Genomic DNA, 23,666 nt, shown 5'->3' with positions numbered 1-23,666 from the left:
ACCGTTTATTACTGATTAAAACCGATAACAATTGTGTGAAACCGATAACATTTTAGTATCTTTGTTATCGGTTTTAAAACATACACACACAATGAACCAAAGCGCATATAAGCACAGTATCAATTTTAATATTGTGACCACTGATATTGACCTTGATCGAATAAAAGAAAAACCAGTAAGGATAAAAGCGATGTTACGATTTAATAACCTTCCGCCGCTTACATTTTCAGGGGTAGACAAAATTATCCTGGGCAAGTACCAGCTTAAAGAAACAAAAGTATTGGTACAAAATAATGTCAAGATAAGAATTGTGCCAACTGCAGCCGCATGGGATTTTGACAAGCAGTTCCCGAAGAACAATGTTGCTAACGCCAAAATAGCACGCAACTTAACCAACGTAAAAAACAAAATATCTGATCTATTTATTGAGAGATGCAATGAGCTTGGCCGTTTCCCTGATGCTCAAGAAGCTAAAGAGTTGCAAGTTCATATAAATAGCATCCTGAAGAATAAGGCCCCAAAAGCTGCTGTTGAGGTAAAAAAGGAGGACGTTAAGACTAATAATCTTCTCGTTTACATTTACGACTATATTAAGGCGGCTAATGCGAATCAGCCTACCCGATTGCTCAAAGGGCAGCCATATAAGAAAAGATCAATCCAATCATTTTTGAACACCCTTAATATTTTGATCGAGTATAAAGGCGGCGAGCCTATAACTTTTAAACAGATGCAAGATCCGGAAACGGTCAAACAATTGCCAATGCTGAGTTTCGACGAAATAACGTTGGCTTTCTACGATAAGTTTAGGGACTACCTCGGTGTGCTTGGTCTAGGAGTTAGTTATTTTGGCTCTCAGATCAAGTACATTAAAAAGTTTATGAGCGAATCGCTATTGGAGGGATTTCATTCCGTTGTGGATTGGAAAGATAAACGTTTTGCCAAGCAGAGCGCCCCAGCGGAAAGCGATGCGTTAACCGTTGATCAATTGAAGAATTTGGCCGATTATGATTTTAGTGATACCCTTGTTCTCGATAATGCCCGTGATTTGTTTTTGGTCGGGTGCTGGACTGGCTTAAGATTTAGTGATTACAGCAGACTAAACACCCATGACCATGTTGACGGAGATTTCATTGATATTCTTACAAAGAAGACCGGAGAGCAAGTCGTAATCCCTATTTTGAAAGAGCTCCGCAAGATCATGGAAAAGTATTCGAACCGCAGCACTGGAATAACTGCAATTGAATCTGTTCGCCCATGGATAAACGAAGAATCGTTTACTTGGTTCGTTGGCGGTATTGATACCGGCATCAAGTCAATAATACCCAAAAGCAAAGAGGGCGAAGGATATTTTATTGATCCGACTTCCAATGAATGGATTATAAAAGGATCTGCGACGGGATTCCCTCGGGCAATATCCGATGTTAAACTGAATGACTATATCAAAAAAACGTGCAAGATCGTAGGCGAAAACCTTGATAAATCGTTCCTTAAAACCAAAGGTGTTGAGATTTCGAAGATATCAGGAACATCTACTGAGTATCTTCCCCTATGTGACCGCATATCGACCCACACAGGACGCCGAAGCTTTGCAACCAATGCTACACGCCTACAAATACCGAAAGGCTCTATAATGAAGATAACAGGCCATAAAACGGAAGCCGCTTTCGATGCCTATGTAAAGATAAAAAGTCGTGAGAATGCTTCAATTCTCGCAAATCACTTTAAAAATGTAAACCTTTAAAACATGAAAGAAAATAAGTTGTCTGAGGATTTTATTGAAGATGCGTATCGTGACATCTCGAATTTTGAGGTCTATGCATTGCAAGAAGGGTATTCTTCACAAACAGTAATGGGTTTGGTAGATGATATTGCGCGCGTACTTGGAGACCGGAATCAATCCGAATACGATGCAGTCAATAAAATTATTATTTATACTTCAAGCTATCCTGAACTGCAGGAATTACTTTTAGACCAATATCTCTATTTAACCGTCACTAGCGCTTACTTGAGGCAGATCGATAAAGACCCAAAGAGGGTCTTATATTTTTTAAGTAGGAACTCTATTTCATTACGAGAGAGCTATATAGGCAAGCTTTTTCAGCCATTAAAGGAATATGCTCGTGATAAGATTCTATTAGACAGTTCAAGTAAAGGCAAAAGATACGAGCCAGACTTCGAGACAATGTACTTCGATCCCGCAAGTTTAACACCGCCTCGATTAAGGAATGCAACATTGAAGGACATCCTTAATTCGAAGGGAATAAAAAATATTATAACTATTGAAAATTATATAGGAGATGCTGTTCGTCATTTAAAGCCCGGTACCAAAGCAAAGTGTATTATCCCTATTTTTAAAGCTATAGAAGAATTAAAATTAATAGATGAAGGATATGCTGAAACTTTCACTAAGCCGGTAGATTTAGCCTTGTTTATTTCAAAGGTTACCCAACGGTCCTTTAGCAAAGATGATGTATTATACTGGACTCCCGGTGCCAGTAAATATTCTCAAGATGAGTTTGAAAAGCATAAGAAAGCTTTGAAAAATATCCTTATATAATTTAAAACTGAAAAACTACTATTCTAAAAATAAGCCCTCAATCCTAAGAGGGCTTTTTTCTAATAGCACACGTTTCGAATCGTCATCCTTCTGACTATTTCCAGGATAATGCTAAGCCTAGCCCATATCATCATTTCGTCCCGGCTTTCTGACCATCTAAACCTCTCTAAGAGGAGATTGTCAAGTTCTTGAATTAAATGTTTCATACAGAACAAAGAAATGGAATTGAAGATGGTTGCACTAGGAATAATTAGTATTTAAAATTGATAAGTTGGAGTTATCGATTTTTGTACACACTCTCCGGATAGTGTTACAATATAACTATGATATAATTTTGTTACAATTTTATTTCACTTTATTTAACGTTATTTAGATTGTTTGTAAGAGTTTGTTTTGTTTGAACATGTTTGGCGATCACCAATTTTATAAAAACTTTTCTATGGGGCTAAAAAGTGTATCTTTTTATATTTAAATGTATTCATTAGAACTATTTTATTAGGAATGGTACATCTCTGTATACTTTTAAATTAAGTATTGACAATTTAAAAATTATGTCTTAAAATTGGGAAATGGTATATACAAACATGCGTGTTTTTTACGTGTGTTTGTGAAAATACCCAATCTAATTTGACGCTGTTTTTTAAACAAATAGTGCCAGAACGAGAAAGAAACAAAACAACGAATTAAAGCCATGAAAGCGCAACTATTAGCGGATTATATTTTATTAAACTATAACCCGATGTCTCACTTAAAATTACAGAAACTTTTGTTTTACTGTGAAGCATATCATTTGGCTTATTTTAATAGTTCTCTTATCGATGAAGAGTTTGAAGCATGGGTGCATGGGCCAGTTTGTAGAGAAGTATTCGACATATATAAAAGCAAAGCTGTGTTGTATAAAGATCTTGTATTCGAAGGGGATAAAGGAGATGTTTTAAAACAAATAGATGCGCTTGGTTTAAGTAGTGACCAAGTTGATTTGTTGAATGATGTTTTAAATACACTTAACTCGTGGAGTGCTTTCGAATTAGAAAGTGCTACTCATAGAGAATATCCATGGATTCAAGCAAGAGCTGGCGTTCCCGCAGGAGATAAATGCGCCAACAAAATATCTAAAGAAACTATGAGAGATTTCTATAAAAGCGAGTTAGTTTCATAATGGCAAAAAAGAAATTTCTAGACAAAAGTAAATCCAAATCCATAATAACTGAAGCGCTAGATAATAAAAAAAATAAAACTGTAAACGACGACAAAATCAAAGGTAATTTTAAGATATCGTTGTCTCATCTCGATAAAACCCAGAAGTTTGGCAGTAATTATCCTGATTGGCAAAAGGCTGGTCTTCTATCAAAATTGTTTGAAACTTTACAGGGATATTGTTGTCGTCCTTTATTAGAGCAAGTAGATGGGGATAAGTTTACTATATATGGGGATTTTCCAAAAAAGGATTATACCATGTTTAATTTCCCAGAACATGTTCCTGAAGATGCTAATTGGGCTAGAATACACATAAATGGAGTTTCTGTTGTAGCCGGACATGTTGTGGACGATACATTTTATGTAGTATTTTTAGATAAAACTCATAGTTTTTATTTAACTAAAAAAAGACGTGGTGAAAAATAATTGTTAATCCCCTCCAAACCGAGGGGATTTTTTATTTACCCAAACATCACTCGATGCTGGGGGGGGGGCTCAAAGGTCTAGTGCACCCAGACCCGGAGTTAACAATATCTAAACAAACCAAACATTTTACAAACATTTTGAACATTTTATTTTACGAAGGTAGGTTATTATTTATTTTTATTGGTTTAAAATATAAATAACCGTATAATTATATTTTAAACCATATTATTTATCATGAACAAAGAACAAAGAGAATCAATTGATAAGGTCTTTGGAAAGCTCCAAATTGTTATCCAAAATGCTAGATCATTTATTGAAGTAGCTAAGTTTATCAATTACCCGAAAGTTGACTATCTTAATCCTAAGCAAAATTCAGAACTATTTTTATTTATGGAACAATCAGAGTTATTTCATAAAATGCAAATCTTTGGTTGGCGATTATTTGTAATTGAGATTTGCAAAATATACGACAATAACGCAACTGTTTCATTAGAGGGAATTAAGAAGAAACTGATTTCTTACGGTGTTGATTTATCTGGAACATTATTTGACCAACTGCAACAACAACTGGAAAATGATAAAGAAATTCTGACTCGAGCAAAGAAACTCAGAGACAAGTACTATGCTCACACTGAGAAAGAAGTGCATCCAGGGAAAGAATTACTTTTTAACTGGTCAGACGCAGAGAGCCTTATAATTACTTGCGAAAATCTCCTTAATTACTATTTAAGCTTATTTAATATTGAAAAAGTTGAAGTTGTAAGCAGTAGTATTTATGAGACAAACGCTTTTTGGAAAGAAGAAATAATAAGTCTATCCGGTGTTATAAAAAACTAAATTGAAAGGCGCTGACTAACCAGACCTTTCAACTTCACAACCGTACCATCTTCCCCAGAACCTGCCGCCGATCCCTCAGCCTTAATACTGACAAACTCACCAAACACCAAAGAGAAGCGCTCCGACTAAAGTATTCGGGGCGCTTTTGCTACCTTTAGTCATTAATATCCAAAATGTTGAATAATATTTCTAGCACTTTAATGACGTTCAGCCATATATTTGTATGAATCAATACCACATCTTATGTCTTATAATAACTATTTATCAAAAATAAACGCCTTAAATGGCGCCAGTATCGAAGAACTTGACAAAGAAGTAGAAAGTACTTATCATAGGCTCAAGGAGAAGAAAAATAAATCTGAAGCAGAAGAATCAGCAATCAAAATTGCAATATCAATCATTGATTCTTTTAGAGGAGCTGCGCCTGTTTCCACGATAAATTTTACCGAACTCGAAGGATATATTTTATGGAAAGATCTTTTTGAATCTCTTACAACCATTGAAAACACACCTTTTTTGAGTTCATCAAAGGGCAATAGATATCGTCAAATTATTGAAAGATATAATTCTTTTAAAGATCAAACCTAGACCAAAAATCTAGGTTTTTACTATTGGATCAACCCAATAAACTTCATGATTAGTCAATGTCAGCACGTCTCTGGGCGAAACATTACATTGAATAATATCTTCCAATCCATCGCCGATGAGAAATTGAAGATCACCAGTAGGAACAACCGAACCGCGCAATATACTTCCCTCATCCAAGACATAAAGGTCTGAAGTGATCATATTGATGCGATTCTTGGTAATCCACTGGCTCAACTCTTCCTTCGACATCTGTTTCACACGGACAGACAAATCACGGGCTCCCTGCAATTCTTCGACAGCAATATCCGGAAATTCTTCTCTTAAAGTCGCTTCGTACAGTTCCCAACTGCCAGTGCGGATTGCTTCATTTCTCAAATAAAGCTTGCGGCCGTATTCCCCTACTTCATTAAAGTATTGTTGCAATGTTTTCATAATCTAAAATTCTATAAATATGCTTCCAAATAGGTCCTCATCATGTATATTGTTCAATGCATCTTCAATAACTAAAATATTCGGTTCTTGGAATGGCACGGCCGTGATACCTTCACAATCCAATGCAACCAGCCAATCCATAACATTAGGTACCGCGATAGCCTTCCATGTGACATTACTGTTGTCTTCACAATCGGCTGGGGCAATAAGGACATTATAGCCTTTTCGCTTTAGCTCTTTCAAAACTGAGTGAGTAACCTTTTCGAATCGCATTTTATTTGTTACTTTTAATTAAATATACAAAATTATGTGTTACCATACTTCCACTCCAAGCACGGCCCAGTTGGTGAAAGAGTTTAAAAACCTTCATGTGCATTACCAAAATGAAGAGATTTTCCATGTCAGCGGATTTACCCGTCCCTACCTCCCGGTAACACTAAATGAGGACCAAGACAGCATTGTTGCCGCTCGATGGAAGCTTATTCCTTTTTGGGTAAAAACTGAGGATGATGCCGCCAAATATGCTAACACATTGAATGCCGAATCTGAGTCGATTTTTGAAAAAAAAGTCGTATAGCAATTACATTCTTAAAACTAGGGGCCTACTTTACGTCAATGGGTTCTACGAGCCGCACAAAGTGGCAGGGCAAAAAGACACTGAAAACTATTACATATACACTCCAACTAAAGAAATATTCACTATTGGGGTAGTATACGCTAATTTCAAAGATTACGAGACTAACAATGTCTATCCGACCTTTTCAGTTATCACGACAGCTGCCAATCCTTTACTCGAGGAGATCCATAATGAGAAAAAGAGAATGCCTTTGATCATTCCTCACGATCGCCGCGATGCTTGGCTAAACGCTAGTACCAAGGAGGACGTTCAGCAACTAATGATTCCTTATGAAGGTGAACTCGGAGCTCATAAAGTTTTCCGTGTAACCGGAGCCAAAGGAGATACCAACCGTCCCGATATACAAGACGCTATTTAAGCTTTTTTCTTCTCTCCTTCACAACCCATTTTATAGCCGCGTCCAATTCGTCAGGCCATTGCTTTAATCCTTCTTCCAAGATCTTCGCGCCAGTCTCTATACCAACATTTTGCGCAGCCAATAGGGCTGACTCTCTTACATGATTTACATACCCATCCGGTGGTTGTTTACTTAGTTTCATAATTCAAATTTAAAATTATTCTTGATAAATTACTAAAATTGTTAGTATTTTTGAAACATGAAACCGTTAGAAGTCCACTGCCGAAATCGTGTTATGTATGTCCAAATGAGCATACACGATAAGACTATGGGCATGAAAGATTATCATCTATACAACAAAAATGGACTTGCTTTTTATGTGTTCAGGAAGTCCGCTGGGGAATGGGAACTAGCGTATGGTGAACTTGCAGACGATATAAAAGAAGCTTGTATTGATGCACTGATCATTAGATTTGATAGCGATGTGCCCGAGCTGTTTTATCACCAAGGCAAGCGACAAGTAGTAGAAATTCGCGCAAAGAAATATAGCCTTTGGCATATCTATCTCAATAACGCCTATGTAGGCAGCATTGAGCATGATAAATTTTCAAAGGCTTTCGATTATCATATTGAAGACAACAGCCTTTTGACGGACAATCACGTGCAAAAGTATATCGGTATGATCCAACGGGGTGAATTAAAGTGGATAAAGGATGATATTCGAAGGTTTTGAAGTCGATGGTGTACCACAGGTTTTAGAGATTACCTCACTCATGGGCGGCTATTTTCATGTGTACATCAATAGATACTTTATAACAAGTATTTCTTACACCACCGAAGGCTGGCGCGTTCATTTCAACAACAATTCATGGTTATCCCGGGATGAAGCGGATATAATGATTGAGATGATCGAATCAGGGGAAATTCCTACGTTATAAAAAAAGGCTGATCTCACGACCAGCCATAACTAAATTATAATTAAATCCGTACTGGACCGGGACATACATTGAAAAATGGCCAGGCATTACACCTGACCATACAAATAAATCAACCAACTGAACTGATAGACTTTGATGGATCGTCAATCAGTGGACAAAAGCAAAATACTCTTGGTTTGATAAAAATTAAAAAAGCCTTGAGTGGGGAACCCAAGGCTTGAGCCATTATTAACCTATATTTTTGAAAAGTATCTATAGTACAAATCTAATTCCACTTTTGTTTAAAAAAAAGGCCGAGACTGAGAATCTCGACCTAGACATGTTTTATAGTTACCTATTATTGAGAATTTGTATAACAAGTAGTATTTAGAATTGTTTTGTTAAATAAAAAAACCTTGAGTCTGGGAGGGATCTCAAGGTTTTAAATTACTACCTATATGAAAAGTACCTATAATACAATATCAGATCACTTTTGGTTTTCAAAAAATAAAAAAAGGCCGAGTTACAAGACTCGACCTTAACAAATGAAATGTATTTTACCTTTGATTTAGCATTTATATAACAGCTAATCGGATTTTTTGTTTAATTCTCTAACTTGATTTTCTTTTAAAATTGCCTCATTCTTTAGTATTTGATCTTGTATTTTTTGTACTTTATTATACCATGCAAATCCAGAATAATTAATTATTATAAGAAGTATGACAATCGCAAGTTCAGACCATTTTTTAGATTCTTCAAAATCTTTCAATTTCTTGTTAGCAAATTTTAGATTTTCTATTAAAATCAAAGTTGTATCCCTTAAGTTAAGTGTTCTTAGATAATGTTTATCGAGGACATTCCTCATACTATCTTTAGGATAATTTGAAATCTTTTTTTTATTTTCCCAAAACTCTAAATCTTTTCCAAACCTCTCATTATCCTTGTCTAACAATTTAGAACGGCTTTCATTTTTTATATACTCTAATGTTAAATTATTATGTTCTTTATATATAATCTCCTCTTTTGAAGTTCTATAATATACTATAAATCCGATTAAAAAAATACAACCTACAAAAACAAATTTATATAGATTATCAGTTGGAAGACTTGGAAACATAATGGCTAATTAATTTTAGACAATCTTAATTATTTCCTTCTTAAAAACCAAATTAAACCAATAACAAAAAGCAATGCCCCGACTGACACACAAATCCAAATAGATCCTTTAGGATCTTTCCTAACTTCCTCATTTATTAAGGCACTTTTCATCCCAGGTAATATATTGCACTAAAGATTGTGATGCCGCTACCGCAGCAAGATCCGCCACAGATACTAAGCATTTAGAATTTGGAGCATCTTGGTGGAAATGAACTTGGCCCGTTTGCATCCATCTATCAACGGTAGTTCTTCCGTACAACTTATAAGCTTTAGTTTTAGCGATAAAAGCAGGAATAATATTAGCCTGTACTAACGCTTCTTGCGCGCCTAATTTAGCGGCCTCCTTAAGCATAGCCGCTAATTTATAATCTAATTGCATATCAAATCTTTATTTCCAAAGATAATTGGAATCTGTCAATCATTCTAATAACACTTTTACCATGTGGCGATATGCTAATAAAGAATTCCCCCATCCTTACTTTAAGGTTTATATGGGGGAATTTTGAGTTTACTTGGCTTGTATTTTTGTCTTGTTGATTTAATGATAATATAAAACTCTAAACATAATCAGATATGACAACGAAAACTAAAAATTTGATTGACGACTCAGAATTATGCAGAATCCTAGATATTCACCGGACCACTTTATACAAATGGCGCAAAAAGAATTGGATCCCTTTTTATCAGATTGGAAGAAATATCAAATACGACTTGGACGAAGTATTAGAATTTGCAAAGAGTTTAAACTAAGCCAATGAAAGACATTTTAGCAAATCCATTTCAAACATTATTTGATATGATGGTTGAATTGAAGGCGGAAGTCGCAGAGCTTAAGCAGATGCGGTCTAAAGGGGCCGACACAATACTGAGTAGAGAGGAAGCGGCAAAATACTTGAAAGTACATGTTGACACTATCACTAAGCTTGTTAACTCTGGACAGTTGAAAAAATCAAGTGTTGGCCGGAACCTTAAGTTTAAACAATCGGATCTTGATCAATACCTAGATGAAAACGCATAAAAAAAAGCTACTTGGCGCAGGCAGTAGCTTTTGGACAAATTCTTTATTTATAATCTATAACACCACTAAGTTAAAGATTTATGTCCAATTATGCAAATTATTGAATAACAAATGGATATAACTCATGTATTATGCGGAACGGTAATGTAGAACATACACAAAAAAGCATTACATACATACAAAACAACCTTGACAATAACAATATTTCTCTATCAGATATTTGGCCCCAAATAAAGTTTTTGTTGGCCGATGGCATATCTTTAATTCCCGTTCGAGATAAAGATCATGGGGATAAAAAAGCTAAATCGCCTTGTATGGTTTCTTGGAAGCCCCAACAGACCGAACGCATGACTGAAGCTGAGTTATGGGAAGCAATGAACCAATATGATACTACAGCTATTGGGGTTGTGTGTGGTGAAATATCGGGCCGATTAGAGCTTATCGATATTGATAGTAAGTATAAGCCAGGTATAGAAGCCTTGCTAATAAAGGATATTGAAAAATTATATCCTGAGATATTTCCTAAAATACGTATTCATGCCACGCCCTCGGGAGGCCGACATATTATATACAGAATCGAAGATCATGACGTTGAAGGGAATTTAAAGCTCGCTGGACGTTATGCGACCGATGATGAAGTAAAAGATCAATTGAAGGCTGGAAAGAAACGCCTGAGCAAAACGATCAACTTCTTAGAAACCCGTGGTGAGGGTGGTTACTTCTTATACCCTCCATCCCTTGGCTATTCAGTCGTTCAAGATGTGCCAATCCCATTAATTACTTGGGAAGAACGTTGCGGTTTAATCAACTTATGTCGGTCATACGACGAAGTAATTAAAGTTGCTCCTACACCGCAGCCGACAAAATCACAAAACGATTATTATACCACCAATCCTTTTGAAGATTTCAACAATACCTGCGATCCTATTAAATTAATGGAGGAATATGGGTGGAAATACCTCAAAGACAATGCTCGGTTCATTTGGTTTACACGTCCTGGAAAAGACAATGGAGTATCTGCAAGCTGGAACCATGAAAAAAGAGTTTTCTTTATTTTTACTAGCTCAACCGACCTTAATAACGAGCGAGGTTATAATCCTGCTACGTTGCTTGCTGAGTTTGGATTTGCAGGGGACAAGAAAAAGGCATTTCGTTACCTAGTTGATAAGGGTTATGGACAAATAAAACCTAGAGTCGAACGAGCAATAATAGCAAAGGCAATAAATGAAAAAAAATCGGGGCCTGCTAACCTTAGTACTGAAGCAAAGGAAAGTATAAAAGCTGGAATTGAAAGAAGCAATGTTGTTCACCCTTTTGGTGAGTTTTGGAAAATAGACGACGGAATAAGCATCCATTTGAGCGATGTTATTTTTGTCCTCAAAGGGCTGGGATTTTGTGACCATTTAGGCAGACTATGCAAATTCAATTTTGACACCCGTATTGTGTCTAATTGCGAAGATGAACTGAATAACCTGATTGATAGTCTACGTGATTATGTGAAAATTGAAGATAGTAACCTGCTGGACGATATATATAATTCTATCGAAGAAAAGCTAAGTACAAAAGTAAAGTATATTCGGAGCCGGCTGCCTAGGATGGATATGAAATGTATATTAGCTGACAAAGCAAGCGTAGCTTATAAATGCTATACTAATTGTATCTTGGCAATATCTGCTGATGGAGTCAAACAGTTGGGTTACGAGTGGCTAAAAGGACAGGATCTATTTGTTTTCGACTCTCAGATACAGCAACGAGAATATTTTTTCGATCAACCCAGTTCCGACCTTTATAAAACTTATCTAACCAACGCCACTAGATACACAGACCATGTAAAAAATTGCTTGGGCTACCTTGCTCACAAGAAAAAAGTAAAGGATAGAGCCTACCTTATAATATTGACGGAGGAAGTACCCAATATTAAAGACGGCGGAGGATCCGGAAAGAATGTATTTACAGGGTCTCTTAGCTGGACAACTACTGTGCATGAGGTGGATGGAGCAATTGTAAAAACTGATGAAAAGATGCTGCAGTCTTGGAATGGGCAAAATATTTTCGTTATGTCAGACCTTAGGAAAAACTTTTATTGGCCTATGCTTAAGAATCCTGTTTCTGACAACATGACAATTAAAAAGCTATACAAAGACGAAAGCAGTATACCATTTGAATTGTCACCAAAGTTTGTTGCATCTACCAATTTTTCCTATGATATATCCGATGGAGGACTCAAGCGTCGAGCAAGGCCCATTGAGTTTACGCCTTTTTACACAAAGAATGGCGGTGTCAAAAAAGTACACGGTAAAATGTTTCCTGACGATTTTACGGCAGAGGATTGGATGAGCTATGATGAAGTCATAATTGAATGTATCCAATATCACTTACAACAAGATGGACAGATCGACGAAGTTGTGTTGTCAGAAGGTGGGCAGTTTAAACAATTAGTGTTAAAATATGGAGAGGACTTATTTGAGAGAATCAGTGACTTTACTGATGAACTAATCGACGATCGTCCTACGGGTTTTGTTAAAAATCTAAAAGATGAGATAGCATCATACTTTGATCAGTTCCAAAATCGGTTCCAAAAAATAACATCTTTTCAAATTTATGAGTTGATTTCCTATTTCGCAGAGAAAAAAGGATTTGAATTTTCCTACAATAAACGCAAGGGTCTTAATAATAAAACCAATGAAAAAAATTGGATATATGAGTTTATAGAGCAAGATTTTTTGGAACCTTAAGCGTTTTTTGGAACCGTTTGGTTTTTTTTTGGAACCGAAAAACAGCCTTTAAATATGTTTAAAGCAATATTTTTAGACTGGTTCCAAAAAACCAAAGTATTTTCTTTAAAACTCAACAGAAAATAAAAAAAGAATGATGATTAAAATATACGCTAAAAACAGTGGGGTTAAAAACAAAATGATTTTTATTTCCTGTATAAAAAAAGTTTTGGGCGTTTTTTAGAGATTTTTTGGAACCAAGGAAAAATGACAGATAAAAGGATAGTTGAAGAACTTAAAATTAGGTTTCCGGAAGCTTATAAGACTATAATCAATATTGATTCAAAAACTATTGATAATAATGCAATTTATGCAGCTTATTTCTATTCACAATGGCAAGAACACAGGACAAGCGTTTTTATTTGCGTATGTCTTCTATTATACTCTCCTGGAACCATAACATACGGCACACGGGTTGCGCATGGACTGGTTAGCGCGATGGCTAGAGTTAAAGGTGTTACAAAGAGTGCAGTGAGCCAAAAGATGTCTGATGCAATTTTTCAATATAAAAAATATAAGGATCTATCAGAAATTGTGGATCAAATGGTTGAATCGTTAAAACAATTAAAATGGCAAAAGTGAGAAAAATACAAACATCGGTGGATGCCGAAGACCAAACTAGCATTGATTTCATGAACAAGAAAGTTGCGGATGAAAGAAAGAAAATTCTAGCCAGTGATGAAGGCTTTAAGCGCTATGTTATACGCAGAGCCTTTTTCGTACTCAAGCGTCAATATAGATCCTTTAACCTTCTTAATGCGATAGCTAACAAAGCAATAGAAAACTTAAAGTATAATTATGATTATCACCTTCCATTCAATCAGGAGCATGTTGATAGGTCAATTATTGAAGTTTTTATAAAGTTTGGTGCTAAATATTGGGTAAAGAGAACAGGATGGTTTGGAAAAGACAGGATCAAAGATCAGTATATATCTAGATTTAAAGGCGAATAGAGGTAGTAATTTTTGAAAACAACAAAGAAATACAGAATATGGCAGTAAAAGGAAAAACTAACAATCCCAATGGGAGACCAAAGGGAGTTCCTAACAAAGTGACAACAGATCTGAGAGGTGGCATCGACGCATTTCTGAAAAACAAATGGAACGAAGTTTATGAGATCTGGGATAGATTAGATGACAAAGATAAAATCCTGTTTATGGACAAAATGATGAAGTACGCTATTCCAACTTTACAATCAACAACGATTGATGCCAAAATTGAATCAAATACAAAATTGGAAAAATTGAATGCGGCGCAATTAAACACTTTGATAGATCAAATTTTGGAAGAAGATGAGAATACATGAAGAAATTAGTAATGGCCCAGGAATTTCTCCTGAAGAAATAAAGCGCGGAACTATCGAGAGTATTAGTAAAACCGAAGATGGTTCATTTGTTTATCACTTTTATAAATTGCCCGGATTTCGCACTATTTTAGGATTCGATGAGAAGCTGATTGGGTGGCATGCGGATAATGATTCCCCTGCTTACATTGATTTTAAAAAAGAGTTCTTGATCAATTTAGATATCGAAGCATTGAAAGTCTTTGGTAAGAACAAAGAAAAAGATTTGGATATCGTGTTTGACGGAGCATCGTACATTGATTTAAATTTGATGAGTCCACCGCAGCGAGTCCCTATTGTATTAGTAATGTTATATAGTGAGGAGGCTAAGATGATCGCAAGAAAGCTTGGCTATCCAGTTATTAATCATGCACAATTGACATAATGAGAACAATTAACCCGAAAACCAAAGAATATAGGCAATGCTTAATTTCTTTAATTGGATTTGGCTTCACAGAGCCATTAAGAAAGATTAGATCATTTCCTGATCAACCAATTCAAATAATTAATGAAGGGGAAAGTCTGGGAATAAAGAATCATCCTTTGAATTTTGTTAAATACAACAGTGACAAAGGTTTTGTATTGTTCCCAATGCCATGAATAGCAGAGATATAGATTTTGACAAATGCAAATGGTATGCCGGAGGTTGTATCATTGAGCAAGGCACTGAAAATTATCGCTACTTCTTGGAATTACTTATCAAGAATAGGCATATAGAGACCTTACAGGAGATTCGTGATCGAGGGTACCCCGAAATCCATCTTATTCTAAATGCTGCTTCTTACTTGAGATATAAGGCGGACAACGAAGATAGGAAAGTATTCGGGTTACCAACAAACAATTATATTAGCGATAGTATTAAGAAATTGACAGATTGAATTTTCCAACATCATAACGAGTGTGATGCGTAAAGGGGATCGTATTTCACGATCCCCTATTTTGTTTAAAATGTTAATATCTAAACTTTAGGCAAAGGTTTAGATATTGCATTATACTATATTATAATATAACATATTATGTATTTACCTTAGCTATATGGAACAGAAGTTTTTTAGTAACAAAGAAGCCAGTCGTATGCTTAACATCGAGCGCACGACGCTATACGCATGGAGGAACAAGGGTAAAATCAAAATGGAGAAGTTTGACAGTCAATACTACATAAGCGCGGACGAGATCAAGCCGATTTTAGAAGAAAGGATCAAAACCGGCAAAACTCAAATCTCGACAGAATTCCCTGCAGCTAGTCATCTGCCTATTTTGATCGAAATGCCATGAAGAAAATATAATTCCGAAACCCAATAGGCGTACTACACACCTTATCTAATTTTATATATGCCGATTAATCTTAATTTGTTATCGGTTATTGTTATCGGTTTAATTGAAAAAGCAATGAATAGTGAACTTTTAGAGCTGGTCAAGCAGCAAGAAAAACAGATTGAACAATTGAAGAAATTCATTTGGGATATATCCGTCAATCCTGACTTATTGAAGGATCAACGTTTGATGAATATTCTTATTGATGTTGATTTTGGTAATTCGTCAGATCCGACATTAACCGATTATACCATATTGAAAATAAAAGAGCTTGAGAAACGACTTTTTCAGACCTGGGGATTATTAGACCAGTCAAGACAGCTTCTCAATAATCCTGAACTAATTAGCAAAATGGACATGGCGTGTTACAACGCTGCGGTAGATCAACATGCTTGTGAGTGGGTAGACTATAACGGTAACGTATTTGAAAGTCAAGAACAATCGTGATATGCAAAGAGCAGCAATAGCAGCGACTTTTGTTGACGAGCCGGTGATCATTGGCTCCGTACAGCTTACCGATACCGAGGGCAACGAGTACCGGCATGAGTTAGTACTGGAGTCAATATCGCTGGGCTGCATGGAGCGTATATGTTTACTTTTGGATCCAGTATCACCTTTAATCAAGACGTTGGCATCTAGCACCACTGAATTAGATGTTAGGAATGCATCTATTGAGGTTTTAATAAATTCGTTGTACCGTCTTTCTAAGGTTATTGCAGCAGCATGTCAGAACTCCCCAAAGCCTATTGATCCTAAAATAGTTGATGCGGTATATACTCAATTCAGCTTGCCGAAGATTTTAACAGCGCTTAGGGAAATACTAGCTAAGGTTAGTTTTCGGGAGCTATCGGAACATTTCCAATTCAAACCTTCAAAAAATACCACAGCCTACCCAGGGTCGAATTCTTTTTGGGCTTTGTTAGTTAATGCGATGGTATCCTTCAAAGGGTGTAATGAACATGATCTTAAATGGAATATGTCTTATACGAATTTGTTGATGTATTGCTCGGTGTTGTCAGCTTCGCGCCCAGAGGATTCCGGCGGTGGTAAGCCGGAAGAAGGTGAAAAGGTTGACATGTGGGATTTGTTTAATGGCATGAGTAAAGAAAGTGAATAACAATGGAATTAGGAAAAATAAATATAAAATCAAAATATAGTGTGATTGAGTGGTTTCGTGTTTGTTTAGGGTGGAGAAAGAGCATAACGCTTAATCTCCGCCCTTACTCTGGTAAAACTACTCTAGAGATTTGCCATTTGGTAAACAGCGGTGTTGTGTTGAAAAGCAAAGAGACGAATGAGTTAATGACAGTCATTGATGGTAATTTGGCCGGATACGTTGATATGATTGTTACAGCTTGCGCGGTTCCCTCTTACTTAACAAAACAAGTCGCAAGCGGTATTGTTGAAACCTGGACAGTAGAGCAAATAAAAGCTGCGGTAGGCCAAGTTTACCAAAACATTGATTTTCAAAGCGCGTTGGAAATAATGTCTATTATGGGACAAATACGGTTTGACGATTAAACCCCGTCCACAGGGTAGCTATTGTTTGGCTACCCTTTTTTCTTTCTCCTAACTTTTCACTAAGTTTGCTATCAAACGACTTTTTATGAAAAGATTAATCTATGTGCTGTTTGCTTTTGCATCCATTGGAGCCGTTAAAGCTCAAAAGTTAGATAAAAAGAATATAGATCCGTTTACTAACGAATCCGTTACGTCAACTAAATATGAAACGCTATTTTCTGATAGTAAGTTATTCTTATCCTCATCTGTAGCATTCAAATTCTCGCGAATAAATAATAATGTTTTATTATCAATAAAAGTCATAATTGATGATGGAAAAGATTTTGAAGTCCGAACAGATCAACCCTTTTTCTTGAAGTTTTCAAACGGTGAAGTCATCGAACTATATCCAAGGGAAAATATTTATTCGAGCATCGGAAAAGGTGCTGTAGGTTTGCGCCTGAGCGGCGTTCCTGGGGCAGAGATTGAGTATGATTTATCAAGAGAAAATGTGAACACAATACTTAAAAATGACCTAGTATCAGCAAGACTTAATAATTCCTACAAAACGGTAGAGAATTTGGAGATCAAAAGGAAAAATTCGCTTTTGTTTAGAAAAGCCATCGATCTAGTAATAAGGTAGATGTGATAAATTGATTTGCGTGTGTATAATTTATTGCATTTCAATACGGAATACCTTATTTATCAATAAAAAAAATATTCTATATTTGCATCAAATTAATTTGTTAAGTGTTGCTAAGTTTTGTATATTAGTAATGCTAAAACTAACAAAGTCAGAAGAGCTTTTAAAATTTCTTCAAGAAAAAGACATATATACCAATACTAGGTATTGGTAAAATATACAGACCTTGCTCTGTTCGTGTGGTTACAATTTCCAGCCTTGTGCTGACTTTGTTAGTTTTAGCAGACCCACACGGCAGGGCTTTTTGTTGCCGGTAAGTTGTGTAAAAATGCTAAAACTAACAACAACACCAAATCAAGCGCCAAAGTGCGTTAACCTCTCCTTCACCCATGACGAAGTTACCCAGCTTCGGGATTTAATCTACAAAGCTCACTGGTACAACAATGAGTGCAATTATGATAATGACAATGATATTATCTATACTTTGATTGAAGAAAGGGACAATAATAATCGAGATCAAATCGATGCTGCTATAACGATGTTAAATAAAGTAGGATATCTTTCCACTTTCCTAACTGACCTATGGAATCGTCTATTAGAATTGGAAAAGGAATGTGTATAAACCCAGCATACACCGGATAGTAAAAATATTAAATAACCAAAATTGTTATAAAAATGCTAAAACTAACAACAACACCCAGCAAATCTAATGTAAAAGCCAAATGCCATTATTTCGAAGCACAAGGCAACAGTATGAATAATGGAAAGATTTACAACGCTATTACCGACGGAATGGTTTTGCAGTGTAGCGAGGTTCCAAAAGATGAATGGAGCGCCAAGATCCCCGAATTAATCGCATTTAGTTGTGTCTTTATGATGTACGACGGAGATATTATACTAAAATCAGTGTACTACGTTTCTCAGGACTGTAAAACAATCACCTTGCGCAGCCTTAATTCAAATAAAAAGGAATATCCAGACTTTGAAATCGAGTTGGCTAATGTGAGAACAGTCTACATAGTGGATAAGCGTGTAATTTAGTATTAATCAAGCTTTTTTGCTAAAGGATGCCCTATTTTAGAGCATCCTTTTTTATTTTCTAAACTTTAATCAAAGGTTTAGGTAATATAAACCAATATAATGTAATATAGGCTTTTATAGAATTATTTTTACTGATAAATATTGAGCAACAAATATTATGTCAGAAATTAATTACAAAGTCACAGTTGATGATAGCGAGGCCAAAAAGAAGCTAAATGATCTTTGGGCACTCTTTAAAAGTGGGGAGTCTAAGGCGAAAAGTATCATTGATTTCGATAAGACGGAAAAGGGGTTAAAAAGGGTAATAGATAATCTCGAAAAAGTAAAAAGCAAAACCGCATCCATTGGCGGACTAAACATTGACGGATCGGGGGATGCTAAAAGGTCAACGGGTGCTATCCGTCAATTAAGTGATGAGCAAAAGAAGCTCAAACAAGCCCAATTAGATAATATTGAATCTATTCGCCGTCTGCGTGAGGAGCGTTCGAAGGAAATAGGCGAATTGAATCTTTTAAAGCAAATTGAACAAGAGCATAAGGCAACCTTAGCGGAAAAGAAGTCTGCTGCCCAAGATCTGACTCAAACAGAAAAGGAATTAAATATCCAATATAAACAAGGTCAGATTGAATTGCAGGAGTATAACCGCCTGCTTAAAGAGCAAGCCGAAGAACGTCGTAAGGTAACCGCGGCGGAACGTGAAGCGACAAAAGCGGTAAAGGAAGCCGAGAAAGCTCGTAAAGACGCTGAACGTGAAGCTGAAAAAGCAGCAAAGGCCGCCGAAAAGAGAAGAAAGCAGCTTGAAAAGGAAAGTAGCGAGTATTACCAGCTAAATAAAGCCCTTGGAACTGTCCGAAAAGAAGCTAAAGATGTGTTGGCCGAAATGTTCAAGTTGGAGCGCCAGGGGCTTAAGAATAGTGCAGCGTATGAGCTGTTGGAAAATCAATCAAAAGACCTTGTTAAAGAAGCCCAAATTCTAGACAAAGGCATTAAAAATATTGACGCAAGCCTTGGGCTTCATCAACGGAATGTAGGCAATTACAGCAACGCATTAGATAACATTATTCCAATCGTTGGCCGTGTTAACAGTCAGCTTGCGATGTTCGGCACCTCAATAGATGAATTAGCTGGTAAACCTGGGATATTCAAGGAAATTGGTGCCGGTATTGCCGGTGCATTCAAAAACTTGGTGGCGTTTGTCTCTACTCCAATTGGAGCCGCAGTTGCTACCATTGGCGGACTGTTCGCACTATTCCAGGCTAACAAAGATACTGTTATCCAATTTGATGACGACCTAAAGAGCGTTAGTAAAACAACAGGATTATCCGGCAAGGCGCTTCAACAGTATTCGGATGACATAATACAGCTTTCGCGAGCTTTGAAAACGGTAGAATCAAAGCAACTCCTTGAATATTCACAGGTTGCCGGACAATTGGGTGTTAAGGGCCGAGACAACCTACTCGCATTCTCAGAAGCATTAGCCAAATTGGAGACCGCATCAGATATACGCGGAGAGGAAGGCGCGACAAAAATAGCTAGACTCCTTACCCTTACTGATGGCGGCGTCCAGAATGTTAAAGAATTTGGAGACGAGATTGTAAACCTTGGTAACAACTTCGCGGCCACCGAATCTGAGATTTTGACGAATGCCGAAGCTATAGGGCAAAACGTTGGTTTATATAAGATCGGCCGTAAAGACGTACTTGCATACGCTACAGCAACGAAAGCAGTAGGTCTAGAAGCGGAGGTTGTCGGTTCAACTTTCTCACGTACACTCGGACAGTTCGAGAAAATGACTAGATCTGGAAAAGGTGTAAATGATTTATTAAAAATTATCGGAGGCACTCAATCTGATTTACAAAAGCGTTTTAAAACTGATGCCAGCGGTGTCTTCATGGATTACATTCGAGGTTTGAACAAAATTAACCAAGCAGGTGGCTCCGTTAATGAAGCACTGGAACGTACTGGTATTATAGCAGTTCGGGATCAAAGAGTTATTGCGTCTTTAGCATCAACTGGTTATGATACATTGACTAATGCAATGATTACTGCAAAGAATGCAAATGGCGCTATGCAGGCGGAGTTCGAAACAGGGGCAAGTAAATTGGTTAATCAGATCAAGCGAATCAATATTGCCTGGGATAACTTGGTGTTGTCTATAGAAAACGGATCCGGAGCAATTGGAAAAACATCAGTAGCAATAATCGGTTATGTCGCTGATATGCTAGAAGCATTCAATAAGATTGCCGATTCAGCAAACATCTTTGAAGGAGTATTCCGATACATTTCTACTGGATTTAAAATGACGATCCCAGGTCGTGCGGTAGATTGGGCTACTGGTGGCGGATTTGATAAAGTTTCAAATTGGATTTTCCCTAACGACTCTAAAAAGGCATCAGAAGACAATTCTAAATTTTTCGCTGAGTTCTCCCAAAAAACACGTGCGGAACAGTTAAAGATCATTGCAAATCAAGAGGAAATGATTAAGAAGCAAACCACCCTTAATAAAGCGTTTGCAAATCCTGTATTGGCGGAGAATTTGAAAAAAATGCGTAGCCTTCTTAAATCTGATGTGGATACGACGGGAATTGATTTTGGTGTTTCAGATAAAGATAAAAGAAAGTCGGAAAGAGCAGCGGAACAATTACGCCAAGCCACCGAGCGCCAGCGTTCTCTACAACTTGAAATCGACAAGATCAACGAAACGGCATCTAGGAACCAACTTTCCCGTGATGAATCCGAAGTTGCGTCTGTAAAGGATAAATATGCTAAGATCAAGGAAGAAGTCCGTAAGTTTTATGCTGATCCTAAAAATAAGGGTTTACGCGTTGATATTGGTGGTTTGCAACGGTCGGAAAACTTCGAAGTAAGCGAAGCGGAGATCAGGCAGAATACTAAGGCAACGGAAACTCAATTCGATGCTCAGAAAAAATTCCTTGACGAGTACAACGCTTATGCCGAACAAACTTCAAAGGCGGCAGCAGACAAACGTTATGCAAAGGAGTTGGCTATTTTCAAAGATTACGAGCAAAATGTAAGAGCTACTTACGAAAGCCTGGTCACTAAGAAAAAGACAGCAGACCTTGCGCAGTATGTAAGCACCATGAAATTCACTCAGGCTGAGGAAGAAGCTTTGAAAAAATTGAGCATCCGTATCGCGGAAATAGATCAGAATAAGCGTCAGCGAGAAAGTAAAGGATTGATCGAAGCTCTAAGAGCTGCACAAACTGTAAATGATAAATTAGTTGCAATTGAGCAAGATTATCAAGATAAAATCAAATCCCTGCGTGATAATAACGAGTTAACTCCTGATCGCGAAAAACTGCTTAGTAAACAAAAGGGACGTAGTACCTCTCAGGCCGTCGTTGAAGAACTGACAGGCTCTATTGAATGGGAAACTTTGTTCTCCGGTATGGATGAAATGGGAGTCAAACAAATTGAAAATCTTATTTCAACAATTGAAACTAAGTTCGACGACCTGAAAGGAAAGTTCGATCCAATAGACCTTCAAAACTTGAAACGTCAATTGCAGGAAGCTCAAAACTTACTAATCGAAAAAAATCCGTTTACACAACTGGCAGCATCAATTAAGGTAATCATGAACAATGCCGGTAACGATTCGGCGGAAGCCGCTGAGAAGACAAAAACGGCATGGGTCAACCTTTCTAAATCGACAAAAAATAGTTTTGACTTCATATCTAATGCAGTTGAATCTGCGTCAGTTTTAAAAGACGCTATAGGGGAAGTTGGAGCCACAGCTTTATCCTCTTTGACCGCGTTATCGGTAGCAGCGATTGCGGTTACATCTGCTATCAAAACAGCGGAAAAAGCGTCTGTAATCCTTGCTGTTATTCAGGCCGCATTAGTTGTCGTCCAGTCTTTATTTTCTTTTTTGAGTGGCGCGTCGAAGAAACGTAATGAGGAATTGAAAAAAGAGCAGGATTATTACAACACACTTTCTGAAACTTTTGATATTCTGATCGACAAACAAAAAGAACTGTTTTCGCAGAAATCAGGCAAAGATTCATTGTCTGCTTACACAGAAGCCCTTGACCTTGTCAATTCAAAATTGATCGCTAATAGAAAAAGTCTTGAAGCTTGGTTTTCCCAAGGCGCAGGCCTATTCAAGCACTCTAATTGGTACAACTATGATAAAGAATTAGGCAATGTCCTAAGTAGACAGGAGCTTTTGAACATGTCTTCACAAGAATGGGAAACACTATTACTTAGACAGCCCGAATTGTGGGCTAGATTGCCGGAGGAAGTGCGCAAGTACGGACAAAGTATGATTGACGCCAAAGGGCAAACCAAGGAGTTGAAGGATGCTCTGCAGGAAGCTTTATCAGGTGTTTCTTTCGATGATATTAAAGGTGAATTTGACAATCTGTTTTCTCAAGCTGATTTAACCTTTGGAGATATATCGGATTCATTTTACAAGCACATGCAAAAAGCCGTATTACGTTTAGTTCAGGACGGTAAGATGACTCAAAGTATTCAAGAGTGGTACGATAAGGTTATGGAGGCCATGGAAGATGGAAGCCTTACCAAACAGGAATCCGAAACACTTAAAGCACAATACCAAGCTATTGCAGAAGCTGGGAATAAACGGTATCAGGAGATAATGGATTTAATGGGATATGAAGGAGATACTAAATCGTCTGGACTGAAAGGTTCTATCCAAAAGGAAATGACAGAAGCTACTGCCAGTGAATTGACAGGCCTTTTTAGATCAACATTTGAACTTTCGAAACGATCCTTACAGGAATCACAAAGCCAGACTATATCAATGGGTAAAATAGTCGAATTGACCAGCAACGGATTAGTTGTGCTTAACAATATTCAAAATAATACCGCAGCAACGGTTGTTGAGCTACAGAACGCCGTCAAGGAACTCCGAACTATTAATAAAAACACATCACCTCAATCAACGAGGGCATACGCAGGAGGATAA

31 protein-coding genes are annotated in these 23,666 nt (G+C 37.0%); 26 read left to right on the top strand and 5 right to left on the bottom strand.

Annotation, left to right across the window (positions count from 1 at the left end; translation table 11 throughout):
* Positions 1-91: 91 nt before the first annotated feature.
* The 6 genes from B3H30_RS17320 (at position 92) to B3H30_RS17295 (ending at position 5,605) form a co-directional block, all read left to right on the top strand.
* Positions 92-1,741, top strand: coding sequence for a hypothetical protein (locus B3H30_RS17320; protein ID WP_286834732.1), 1,650 nt, complete (start codon positions 92-94; stop codon positions 1,739-1,741).
* Positions 1,742-1,744: 3 nt separating this feature from the next.
* Positions 1,745-2,557, top strand: coding sequence for a hypothetical protein (locus B3H30_RS17315; RefSeq protein ID WP_286834731.1), 813 nt, complete (start codon positions 1,745-1,747; stop codon positions 2,555-2,557).
* Positions 2,558-3,248: 691 nt separating this feature from the next.
* On the top strand, positions 3,249-3,716 hold the full coding sequence (locus tag B3H30_RS17310; protein ID WP_286834730.1) for a Panacea domain-containing protein: 468 nt from the start codon (positions 3,249-3,251) through the stop codon (positions 3,714-3,716).
* Positions 3,716-4,180 carry a hypothetical protein gene (locus B3H30_RS17305; protein ID WP_286834729.1) on the top strand — a complete coding sequence of 155 codons (465 nt, stop codon included), beginning with the start codon at positions 3,716-3,718 and terminating at the stop codon, positions 4,178-4,180. The genes B3H30_RS17310 and B3H30_RS17305 overlap by 1 nt, the downstream gene beginning before the upstream one ends.
* 234 nt (positions 4,181-4,414) lie before the next feature.
* Entirely contained in the window at positions 4,415-5,017 is a 603-nt protein-coding gene (locus B3H30_RS17300; RefSeq protein ID WP_286834728.1) for a hypothetical protein, read from the top strand.
* Positions 5,018-5,260: 243 nt separating this feature from the next.
* Positions 5,261-5,605, top strand: a complete 345-nt coding sequence (locus tag B3H30_RS17295; protein ID WP_286834727.1) for a hypothetical protein — start codon at positions 5,261-5,263, stop codon at positions 5,603-5,605.
* A 9-nt stretch (positions 5,606-5,614) separates the two neighbouring features.
* Here B3H30_RS17295 and B3H30_RS17290 read toward each other — a convergent pair whose 3' ends face one another.
* Together B3H30_RS17290 and B3H30_RS17285 are read right to left on the bottom strand one after the other, a co-directional pair.
* The gene (locus B3H30_RS17290; RefSeq protein ID WP_286834726.1) at positions 5,615-6,037 is read right to left on the bottom strand and encodes a hypothetical protein; all 423 of its coding nucleotides are present in this window, start codon (positions 6,035-6,037) and stop codon (positions 5,615-5,617) included.
* A 3-nt stretch (positions 6,038-6,040) separates the two neighbouring features.
* Positions 6,041-6,280: a hypothetical protein gene (locus B3H30_RS17285; protein ID WP_286834725.1), complete on the bottom strand. Its 240-nt coding sequence runs from the start codon at positions 6,278-6,280 to the stop codon at positions 6,041-6,043.
* A gap of 64 nt (positions 6,281-6,344) precedes the next feature.
* Here B3H30_RS17285 and B3H30_RS17280 point away from each other — a divergent pair, with 64 nt between their 5' ends.
* Together B3H30_RS17280 and B3H30_RS17275 are read left to right on the top strand one after the other, a co-directional pair.
* Complete coding sequence (locus B3H30_RS17280) at positions 6,345-6,614, top strand: SOS response-associated peptidase family protein (protein WP_286834724.1); 270 nt, start codon at positions 6,345-6,347, stop codon at positions 6,612-6,614.
* Complete coding sequence (locus B3H30_RS17275) at positions 6,595-7,032, top strand: SOS response-associated peptidase family protein (RefSeq protein ID WP_286834723.1); 438 nt, start codon at positions 6,595-6,597, stop codon at positions 7,030-7,032. Before B3H30_RS17280 ends, B3H30_RS17275 begins: the two co-directional genes overlap by 20 nt.
* Here B3H30_RS17275 and B3H30_RS17270 read toward each other — a convergent pair.
* Positions 7,025-7,213 carry a hypothetical protein gene (locus B3H30_RS17270; protein WP_201638657.1) on the bottom strand — a complete coding sequence of 63 codons (189 nt, stop codon included), beginning with the start codon at positions 7,211-7,213 and terminating at the stop codon, positions 7,025-7,027. The two genes, B3H30_RS17275 and B3H30_RS17270, sit on opposite strands and share 8 nt — an antisense overlap.
* Before the next feature lie 57 nt (positions 7,214-7,270).
* On the opposite strand from B3H30_RS17270, the gene B3H30_RS17265 reads away from it, so the two are divergent.
* Together B3H30_RS17265 and B3H30_RS17260 are read left to right on the top strand one after the other, a co-directional pair.
* Positions 7,271-7,744, top strand: a complete 474-nt coding sequence (locus B3H30_RS17265; protein ID WP_286834722.1) for a hypothetical protein — start codon at positions 7,271-7,273, stop codon at positions 7,742-7,744.
* A complete protein-coding gene (locus tag B3H30_RS17260) occupies positions 7,725-7,949 on the top strand; it encodes a hypothetical protein (protein ID WP_286834721.1) in 225 nt (74 codons plus the stop codon). The genes B3H30_RS17265 and B3H30_RS17260 overlap by 20 nt, the downstream gene beginning before the upstream one ends.
* A gap of 565 nt (positions 7,950-8,514) precedes the next feature.
* On the opposite strand, the gene B3H30_RS17255 is transcribed toward B3H30_RS17260, so the two are convergent.
* Positions 8,515-9,045 carry a hypothetical protein gene (locus B3H30_RS17255; protein WP_286834720.1) on the bottom strand — a complete coding sequence of 177 codons (531 nt, stop codon included), beginning with the start codon at positions 9,043-9,045 and terminating at the stop codon, positions 8,515-8,517.
* 129 nt (positions 9,046-9,174) lie between these two features.
* On the bottom strand, positions 9,175-9,465 hold the full coding sequence (locus B3H30_RS17250) for a hypothetical protein (protein ID WP_286834719.1): 291 nt from the start codon (positions 9,463-9,465) through the stop codon (positions 9,175-9,177).
* Between the two features lie 194 nt (positions 9,466-9,659).
* Between B3H30_RS17250 and B3H30_RS24910 the strand changes: the two genes are divergently transcribed.
* The 16 genes from B3H30_RS24910 to B3H30_RS17175 all read left to right on the top strand — a co-directional run bounded on the left by B3H30_RS24910 (position 9,660) and on the right by B3H30_RS17175 (position 23,666).
* Positions 9,660-9,836: a helix-turn-helix domain-containing protein gene (locus B3H30_RS24910; RefSeq protein WP_376780987.1), complete on the top strand. Its 177-nt coding sequence runs from the start codon at positions 9,660-9,662 to the stop codon at positions 9,834-9,836.
* Positions 9,837-9,840: 4 nt separating this feature from the next.
* Positions 9,841-10,104, top strand: coding sequence for a helix-turn-helix domain-containing protein (locus tag B3H30_RS17245; RefSeq protein WP_286834718.1), 264 nt, complete (start codon positions 9,841-9,843; stop codon positions 10,102-10,104).
* Between the two features lie 131 nt (positions 10,105-10,235).
* Complete coding sequence (locus tag B3H30_RS17240; RefSeq protein ID WP_286834717.1) at positions 10,236-12,839, top strand: bifunctional DNA primase/polymerase; 2,604 nt, start codon at positions 10,236-10,238, stop codon at positions 12,837-12,839.
* A 246-nt stretch (positions 12,840-13,085) separates the two neighbouring features.
* Positions 13,086-13,460 carry a hypothetical protein gene (locus B3H30_RS17235; protein WP_286834716.1) on the top strand — a complete coding sequence of 125 codons (375 nt, stop codon included), beginning with the start codon at positions 13,086-13,088 and terminating at the stop codon, positions 13,458-13,460.
* Positions 13,448-13,831: a hypothetical protein gene (locus B3H30_RS17230; RefSeq protein WP_286834715.1), complete on the top strand. Its 384-nt coding sequence runs from the start codon at positions 13,448-13,450 to the stop codon at positions 13,829-13,831. The genes B3H30_RS17235 and B3H30_RS17230 overlap by 13 nt, the downstream gene beginning before the upstream one ends.
* 38 nt (positions 13,832-13,869) lie before the next feature.
* Positions 13,870-14,184, top strand: a complete 315-nt coding sequence (locus tag B3H30_RS17225) for a hypothetical protein (RefSeq protein ID WP_286834714.1) — start codon at positions 13,870-13,872, stop codon at positions 14,182-14,184.
* The gene (locus tag B3H30_RS17220; protein ID WP_286834713.1) at positions 14,171-14,605 is read left to right on the top strand and encodes a hypothetical protein; all 435 of its coding nucleotides are present in this window, start codon (positions 14,171-14,173) and stop codon (positions 14,603-14,605) included. The genes B3H30_RS17225 and B3H30_RS17220 overlap by 14 nt, the downstream gene beginning before the upstream one ends.
* Positions 14,606-14,816: 211 nt before the next feature.
* A complete protein-coding gene (locus B3H30_RS17215; RefSeq protein ID WP_286834712.1) occupies positions 14,817-15,098 on the top strand; it encodes a hypothetical protein in 282 nt (93 codons plus the stop codon).
* Between the two features lie 157 nt (positions 15,099-15,255).
* Positions 15,256-15,495 carry a helix-turn-helix domain-containing protein gene (locus tag B3H30_RS17210; protein WP_286834711.1) on the top strand — a complete coding sequence of 80 codons (240 nt, stop codon included), beginning with the start codon at positions 15,256-15,258 and terminating at the stop codon, positions 15,493-15,495.
* A 57-nt stretch (positions 15,496-15,552) separates the two neighbouring features.
* Positions 15,553-15,981, top strand: a complete 429-nt coding sequence (locus tag B3H30_RS17205; RefSeq protein WP_286834710.1) for a hypothetical protein — start codon at positions 15,553-15,555, stop codon at positions 15,979-15,981.
* Between the two features lies 1 nt (position 15,982).
* Positions 15,983-16,651 (top strand): hypothetical protein, encoded by a 669-nt coding sequence (locus B3H30_RS17200; protein ID WP_286834709.1) that lies wholly within the window; start codon positions 15,983-15,985, stop codon positions 16,649-16,651.
* Positions 16,652-16,653: 2 nt separating this feature from the next.
* Positions 16,654-17,055, top strand: coding sequence for a hypothetical protein (locus B3H30_RS17195; RefSeq protein ID WP_286834708.1), 402 nt, complete (start codon positions 16,654-16,656; stop codon positions 17,053-17,055).
* 85 nt (positions 17,056-17,140) lie between these two features.
* Positions 17,141-17,677: a hypothetical protein gene (locus B3H30_RS17190; protein ID WP_286834707.1), complete on the top strand. Its 537-nt coding sequence runs from the start codon at positions 17,141-17,143 to the stop codon at positions 17,675-17,677.
* Between the two features lie 328 nt (positions 17,678-18,005).
* Positions 18,006-18,299 carry a hypothetical protein gene (locus B3H30_RS17185; protein WP_286834706.1) on the top strand — a complete coding sequence of 98 codons (294 nt, stop codon included), beginning with the start codon at positions 18,006-18,008 and terminating at the stop codon, positions 18,297-18,299.
* 53 nt (positions 18,300-18,352) lie between these two features.
* Positions 18,353-18,718: a hypothetical protein gene (locus B3H30_RS17180; RefSeq protein WP_286834705.1), complete on the top strand. Its 366-nt coding sequence runs from the start codon at positions 18,353-18,355 to the stop codon at positions 18,716-18,718.
* 157 nt (positions 18,719-18,875) lie between these two features.
* Positions 18,876-23,666 carry a phage tail tape measure protein gene (locus B3H30_RS17175; RefSeq protein WP_286834704.1) on the top strand — a complete coding sequence of 1,597 codons (4,791 nt, stop codon included), beginning with the start codon at positions 18,876-18,878 and terminating at the stop codon, positions 23,664-23,666.

It is taken from the genome of Sphingobacterium sp. UBA7038 (genome assembly GCF_002494055.1).
Taxonomy (GTDB): Bacteria; Bacteroidota; Bacteroidia; order Sphingobacteriales; family Sphingobacteriaceae; genus Sphingobacterium; species Sphingobacterium multivorum.
Note: the sequence above shows the minus strand (reverse complement) of the source record. Positions and strands in the feature narration are given on the sequence as shown.

What these genes read in the sequence shown, in the direction of transcription:
- B3H30_RS17320 (WP_286834732.1), top strand. Translation starts at nt 92, where the DNA reads ATGAACCAAAGCGCATATAAGCACAGTATCAATTTTAATATTGTGACC.
- B3H30_RS17315 (WP_286834731.1), top strand. Translation starts at nt 1,745, where the DNA reads ATGAAAGAAAATAAGTTGTCTGAGGATTTTATTGAAGATGCGTATCGT.
- B3H30_RS17310 (WP_286834730.1), top strand. Translation starts at nt 3,249, where the DNA reads ATGAAAGCGCAACTATTAGCGGATTATATTTTATTAAACTATAACCCG.
- B3H30_RS17305 (WP_286834729.1), top strand. Translation starts at nt 3,716, where the DNA reads ATGGCAAAAAAGAAATTTCTAGACAAAAGTAAATCCAAATCCATAATA.
- B3H30_RS17300 (WP_286834728.1), top strand. Translation starts at nt 4,415, where the DNA reads ATGAACAAAGAACAAAGAGAATCAATTGATAAGGTCTTTGGAAAGCTC.
- B3H30_RS17295 (WP_286834727.1), top strand. Translation starts at nt 5,261, where the DNA reads ATGTCTTATAATAACTATTTATCAAAAATAAACGCCTTAAATGGCGCC.
- B3H30_RS17290 (WP_286834726.1), bottom strand. Translation starts at nt 6,037, where the DNA reads ATGAAAACATTGCAACAATACTTTAATGAAGTAGGGGAATACGGCCGC.
- B3H30_RS17280 (WP_286834724.1), top strand. Translation starts at nt 6,345, where the DNA reads ATGTGTTACCATACTTCCACTCCAAGCACGGCCCAGTTGGTGAAAGAG.
- B3H30_RS17270 (WP_201638657.1), bottom strand. Translation starts at nt 7,213, where the DNA reads ATGAAACTAAGTAAACAACCACCGGATGGGTATGTAAATCATGTAAGA.
- B3H30_RS17265 (WP_286834722.1), top strand. Translation starts at nt 7,271, where the DNA reads ATGAAACCGTTAGAAGTCCACTGCCGAAATCGTGTTATGTATGTCCAA.
- B3H30_RS17260 (WP_286834721.1), top strand. Translation starts at nt 7,725, where the DNA reads ATGATATTCGAAGGTTTTGAAGTCGATGGTGTACCACAGGTTTTAGAG.
- B3H30_RS17255 (WP_286834720.1), bottom strand. Translation starts at nt 9,045, where the DNA reads ATGTTTCCAAGTCTTCCAACTGATAATCTATATAAATTTGTTTTTGTA.
- B3H30_RS17250 (WP_286834719.1), bottom strand. Translation starts at nt 9,465, where the DNA reads ATGCAATTAGATTATAAATTAGCGGCTATGCTTAAGGAGGCCGCTAAA.
- B3H30_RS24910 (WP_376780987.1), top strand. Translation starts at nt 9,660, where the DNA reads ATGACAACGAAAACTAAAAATTTGATTGACGACTCAGAATTATGCAGA.
- B3H30_RS17245 (WP_286834718.1), top strand. Translation starts at nt 9,841, where the DNA reads ATGAAAGACATTTTAGCAAATCCATTTCAAACATTATTTGATATGATG.
- B3H30_RS17240 (WP_286834717.1), top strand. Translation starts at nt 10,236, where the DNA reads ATGCGGAACGGTAATGTAGAACATACACAAAAAAGCATTACATACATA.
- B3H30_RS17235 (WP_286834716.1), top strand. Translation starts at nt 13,086, where the DNA reads ATGACAGATAAAAGGATAGTTGAAGAACTTAAAATTAGGTTTCCGGAA.
- B3H30_RS17230 (WP_286834715.1), top strand. Translation starts at nt 13,448, where the DNA reads ATGGCAAAAGTGAGAAAAATACAAACATCGGTGGATGCCGAAGACCAA.
- B3H30_RS17225 (WP_286834714.1), top strand. Translation starts at nt 13,870, where the DNA reads ATGGCAGTAAAAGGAAAAACTAACAATCCCAATGGGAGACCAAAGGGA.
- B3H30_RS17220 (WP_286834713.1), top strand. Translation starts at nt 14,171, where the DNA reads ATGAGAATACATGAAGAAATTAGTAATGGCCCAGGAATTTCTCCTGAA.
- B3H30_RS17215 (WP_286834712.1), top strand. Translation starts at nt 14,817, where the DNA reads ATGAATAGCAGAGATATAGATTTTGACAAATGCAAATGGTATGCCGGA.
- B3H30_RS17210 (WP_286834711.1), top strand. Translation starts at nt 15,256, where the DNA reads ATGGAACAGAAGTTTTTTAGTAACAAAGAAGCCAGTCGTATGCTTAAC.
- B3H30_RS17205 (WP_286834710.1), top strand. Translation starts at nt 15,553, where the DNA reads ATGCCGATTAATCTTAATTTGTTATCGGTTATTGTTATCGGTTTAATT.
- B3H30_RS17200 (WP_286834709.1), top strand. Translation starts at nt 15,983, where the DNA reads ATGCAAAGAGCAGCAATAGCAGCGACTTTTGTTGACGAGCCGGTGATC.
- B3H30_RS17195 (WP_286834708.1), top strand. Translation starts at nt 16,654, where the DNA reads ATGGAATTAGGAAAAATAAATATAAAATCAAAATATAGTGTGATTGAG.
- B3H30_RS17190 (WP_286834707.1), top strand. Translation starts at nt 17,141, where the DNA reads ATGAAAAGATTAATCTATGTGCTGTTTGCTTTTGCATCCATTGGAGCC.
- B3H30_RS17185 (WP_286834706.1), top strand. Translation starts at nt 18,006, where the DNA reads ATGCTAAAACTAACAACAACACCAAATCAAGCGCCAAAGTGCGTTAAC.
- B3H30_RS17180 (WP_286834705.1), top strand. Translation starts at nt 18,353, where the DNA reads ATGCTAAAACTAACAACAACACCCAGCAAATCTAATGTAAAAGCCAAA.
- B3H30_RS17175 (WP_286834704.1), top strand. Translation starts at nt 18,876, where the DNA reads ATGTCAGAAATTAATTACAAAGTCACAGTTGATGATAGCGAGGCCAAA.